Origin of the sequence: Ruminococcus flavefaciens (assembly GCF_900108555.1) — a bacterium.
In the GTDB taxonomy this organism is placed as follows: Bacteria; Bacillota; Clostridia; order Oscillospirales; family Ruminococcaceae; genus Ruminococcus; species Ruminococcus flavefaciens_P.
On record NZ_FNWV01000002.1, the window covers coordinates 1 to 1506 of the forward strand.

The 1506-nt window shown below is 46.3% G+C and carries 1 protein-coding gene; it reads left to right on the forward strand.

What is annotated here, in order from left to right:
• Positions 1-1506 (forward strand): SpaA isopeptide-forming pilin-related protein (locus BLW60_RS16665; protein ID WP_175460874.1); only part of this gene is annotated, 1506 nt, incomplete at both ends.

Consider the following 1506-nt stretch of genomic DNA (forward strand, 5'->3'; position numbering starts at 1 on the left):
CGGCGACGCACTCGGTAAAGTTAAGTCAACAGAGTTCACAGGCAACGGTACAAAGTTCACAGGACTTAAAGACGGCAAGTACAGCCTTGAAGAGACAGCAGCACCTGACGGCTTCACAACAGTAACAAAGTTCACATTCGATATCGAAAACGGTATCGTAAAGAACGTTGACGTTGAGACAGACGGTGATGCAAAGGTTTCAAAGGACGGCAAGGTTCTTGAAGTATTCGACACCAAGTCGGTAATCAAGATAGACAAGCAGGCACTGGGCGGAACTCCTATCCCCGAGGAAGCAGGCAAGGCTAAGTTCAAGCTCATCTCTGAGGACGGTCAGTCGCTGAATGGCGTTAAGATCAACGGCGGCAAGGCTCTCGAAGATGTCAAGGAGACTGAATTCGACGGCAATTCCGCAAACTTCGAGTTCCTGAAGGACGGTAAGTATTCACTTGTTGAAACTGCTTCACCTGACGGTTACGATGTAGTTTCAAAGTTCACATTCACACTTGAAAACGGTAAGGTCAAGAACGTAGAAGCTTCCACAACAGGCAAGACTTCTATGTCCGAGGACAAGACAACTATCATTATCGAGGACGCTCCTAACGAGTTCACTATCGGCAAGAGCGATATCACAGGCGAGAAGGAGATAAAGGGTGCTCAGCTTGAGCTCACAAACTCCGACATCGACTGGAAGACAATTCTTGAAGCAAACAAGAATGACAGCGATTTCGTAAAGGTCGAGAACAGTGACGGTAAGGTCATCGGTATCCAGTGGGTATCAGGCGACTCTGCAAAGCTCGTAAAAGCACTCAAAGACGGTAACTACTCACTGAAGGAAACAGGTGACAAGTTCGAGGACGGCGGCAAGGTTTATGATATCATTACTTCCGTACTCAACTTCACTATCAAGGACAGCAAGATAGTTGATGCAAAGGGTGAAGCTCTTAAGGAGACACCTGACAAGACATCTGAGGAAGGCTATTACATAGTAGATAAGAGCGGTAATCATATTGAAGTTTGCGATGCTGAGGCAACAACAAGCACATCAACATCAACAACTACAGGCAAGACCACAACGACTACAACTTCTACATCTACTACTACAAGCAAGACAACAACATCAACTACTACAACAACAACCACGACGACCACTACAACGTCGACAACCACTACTACAACAACCACAACAACAACATCTACAACTACTACATCGACAACAACCACCACCACAACAACTACAACAACTACAACTACTACAACGACTTCGACAAGCACAACTACAACAACGTCGAAGACGACAACAACAACTACAAGCACAACGACTACTACAACTACGACAACGCTTGCAAAGGTAAACATCAATAAGGTAGACCTTGGCGGCACAGAAGTAGTCGGAGCTAAACTGACACTTACAGGAAAGACAGCAGGAGGAAAGACGGTATCCTTCAAGGACGGTCAGATCAAGGCAGGCAAGGGCGCAGAAGTACTCAACGGCGTAGGCAATGCGAT